Origin of the sequence: Reyranella soli, from assembly GCF_007992495.1 — a bacterium.
GTDB lineage: Bacteria > Pseudomonadota > Alphaproteobacteria > Reyranellales > Reyranellaceae > Reyranella > Reyranella soli.
Map to the genome: position 1 here is coordinate 1 of NZ_BKAJ01000323.1, position 3,085 is coordinate 3,085.

Genomic DNA, 3,085 nt, shown 5'->3' on the forward strand with positions numbered 1-3,085 from the left:
TGTGCAGGTCGCGCTTCAGGCGCACAATCTCCTTCAGCGCCTTGTCGTGTCTCGGCGCCGTCACGCGACCATCGTAGAAGGCTGTCCAAGCGACGCTACTCCAGGGTCACTGTTGATCCTGGCTGTCTTCTTCGAAGGTTACACCCCTGAGAAGCTCTGACTTCTTGAACAGTGCTTTGTCTTTCGCCGTCAATGCAAAGACCGGCGTGTCCTTCATCAACTCGGCCAGGCTGCGGTTCAGTGGCACATGCTTCTCGAAAAGCGAGACTAGAAACTTGGCGGCCGCCGTGTTGCCTTTCATGGCTTCCGAAAACTGCTTGAGGAAGACCGCTTCTATGAAGGTCACTTTGGTTTGCTTGCCGTTGAACTGACCGACAAACTCTCGGAGAGCCAGATCCCGAAGCATTTGCTGGAGCGACTTGTTTTCCTGAGTCCTCTTAGGCCGCCCCTTAGGGTTGCCGGACTTGCCCTTCTGAAACCGATTCTTCTCGGGTGGCTTGCCGTAGCCCCCTTTATCTCTGGTCTTCTTCATAGCTCCCTCCCCTTACGCAGCATCGCGGTCTTGCCGTGCGGCCAACTCGTCAAACGTGCGGCCGCTTTCGACATGAACAGCTGCCTGGCCCGACAACGTCTGCCATCGCCGGATGGTCGCATCGACATACTGAGGATCCAGTTCGATCCCTCGCCCGTAGCGGCCAGTTTTCTCTGCCGCCAACAGCGTGGTGCCACTACCTAGAAATGGGTCCAAGACGATACCTCGACGTTTCGAACAGTCCTTCAAGGCGTCGACCACCAAGGCCAGAGGCTTGACTGTAGGATGCGCGCTCAGCTCCTCCATACGACCGCGTTTGAACGTGTTGACGCCTTCATAGTCCCAGACGTTGGAGCGGTAGCGGCCGCCGTCGCCTAGGCCGAAGTTGTTGATGTGGGGTGCCGTCCCGCACTTGAATACAAACACCAGCTCGTGCTTGGAGCGGTAGAAGGTGCCCATGCCGGCATTCGTCTTGTTCCATACGCAAAGGTTCTTCGGCGCGCCGTAAATGGGGTCGGTGGCGGCCAGCATCTCGGTCATGTGCCGCCAGTCCATGCAGATGTAGTGGATGGCTCCATCAACACTGTAGTCGGCCATGAGTCGCATGGCTGTTTGGAGGAAGCTGGTGAATTCTTCCTTCGACATCTCGCCCGAGGCCATCTTGAAGGCCTCATGCTTGACCGATCCCAAGCCGCAGACGTGACCGTCAATCTTCACGTTGTAGGGCGGGTCTGAAAATACAAGTTGAACGCGTTCGTCGCTCAGCAAGCGCTGGTACGATGCCGCCTCAAGGGCGCTGCCACAGAGCAATCGATGATCCCCGAGCTGCCAAAGGTCGCCGACAGCACTGACAGGTGGCAGCGTGCGATCTAGCTCGGGTACGACCTCTTGCGTAGGCTTTTTCGAGTGTGTCGTGCCCTCGATGCGGTCGAGATCCACGGTTTCGAACCCCGTGACTTCGAAGGCGAAATCCAGCTCGAGCTCCGCAAGCTCTTTCAACTCGATGGCCAGCAGCTCTTCGTCCCAGGTTGCCAGTTCGGCCAGGCGATTGTCGGCCAGCGCGAAAGCGCGCTTGCGCGATGGGGTCAGATGTTTGACGGCCACGGTGGGGACGGCCGTCATTTTAAGAAGCTTGGCGGCCTCGACCCTGCCGTGGCCCGCCAGGATGGTACACTCCTCATCGACAACGATCGGCACCAAGAAGCCGAACTCCTTGATGCTGGCGGCGAGCTGCTGCACCTGCTTCTTGCTATGGGTGCGGGCGTTACGAGGATTTGCCGTCAGTTCTGCCAGAGCGTGGTTCTCGATAACCGTCTTAAGCGGCTTCAAGGCTCCGACGATTTGGGTCGGAATGGCGGCTGCAGCCTTCTCGAGCGGCTGGTTCTCATTGGCCACGTTGGCCGTGGCTCCCTTTTTCACTTTGATTGACATGAACTATCCCTGCGTTATTGCCGCGATGTGCGGTGCAGGGACATCTGCCAGCTGGAAGCGAGGAAATGAACGTAGCTGGGCCAGGGTGGGCCCCAGGAAGGCCCAGCGCTTTTCGTCGTGGGCCGCCGCCGGCGGAGGAAAGAACGGAGCCAGGATTCTTGCAGAGATTTGGCCTGTCAAGTGCCTCCAGCCGAATCTGGCTGGTATTGGTATGCCCGACGACCAGCCCGGCTGCCAGCGCGGTCCATGCTCCAAGTCGTCGCCTTTCGACTGGAAAAGTAGGCCTACGGCTTGACTTCGGCGGCTATGGCCCCAGTTTGGTGTTGAGGTCAGGAATGGTGCCGACGCCGGCCTATCCTGGTCGGTTCGCTCGCAAAGGCGGGCGCCGCTTCAGCGCTACCTTCGGCCCTCCATCATGGGCGAGGTGGTTATATCCCCCTGCAAGATGCGGCGACCAAGGCCGCCGGTTCGAGGACCCGATGAGTGACGGGTGGAAAATCTCGTCACGCTGCTTCGGCACAAATGAAAAAGGAGGTAGAGACAATGTCGAACAGCCCACCTAATTCCAGCGCTGAGGACCGTAGGAGCAGTTCGTTACGGGGCAAGAAAAAGAAAAAGGCCTCGGACTACGGCCAGCTAACCGTAGACGCTCTGAACCGCCACATGAGCACCCCGGAGTTCTCCGCACGCTACAAGGCGTGGCTTGAGCATATTGGGCCAGCCCAATGGACCCCAATCGCTAGGCAGGACTACGAAACGATGACCAAGGAAAACATTGATCCGGACCTGGTGGCCAAATACCGAGCCGAGTTGGAGTCCAACCGGAGGTAAGCGGCATCCCGGCGGACCAATCGAGCGCCGCCCCAAAGTTCGGCCTCTCTATTTGAAGCTATGGAGTTCACCGAGGTCGATCCTTCGTTTGCTCAATCGGGGCGAGAATGGTGCCGCTTCTCACTGGCCTGATTCCGCAATGACTGCCTGTTCAGCCTCTGGCTGCTCCCTGTTCCCTGATCCGAATGTCCCTGTTCAGCGGCCAGAAATTCCCTGATCTCTCCCACCTCGATTTGGCGCAAGGATGCGTACAGTTCAGCGTTTGCGGGCTCTTCTTGCGCTTGGCGCAGC

At 58.6% G+C, this 3,085-nt stretch carries 2 protein-coding genes; both read right to left on the bottom strand.

Going from position 1 to position 3,085, the window contains the following annotated elements; genetic code table 11:
• Window positions 1–106 precede the first annotated feature (106 nt).
• Window positions 107–532, bottom strand: coding sequence for a DUF5681 domain-containing protein (locus RSO01_RS46390; RefSeq protein ID WP_147157412.1), 426 nt, complete (start codon window positions 530–532; stop codon window positions 107–109).
• A gap of 12 nt (window positions 533–544) precedes the next feature.
• Complete coding sequence (locus tag RSO01_RS46395) at window positions 545–1,963, bottom strand: site-specific DNA-methyltransferase (RefSeq protein WP_147157413.1); 1,419 nt, start codon at window positions 1,961–1,963, stop codon at window positions 545–547.
• Window positions 1,964–3,085: the final 1,122 nt, after the last annotated feature.

Bases quoted from the DNA above. Each gene is read 5' to 3' on its own strand.
- RSO01_RS46390 (WP_147157412.1), bottom strand. From the start codon at position 532: ATGAAGAAGACCAGAGATAAAGGGGGCTACGGCAAGCCACCCGAGAAG.
- RSO01_RS46395 (WP_147157413.1), bottom strand. From the start codon at position 1,963: ATGTCAATCAAAGTGAAAAAGGGAGCCACGGCCAACGTGGCCAATGAG.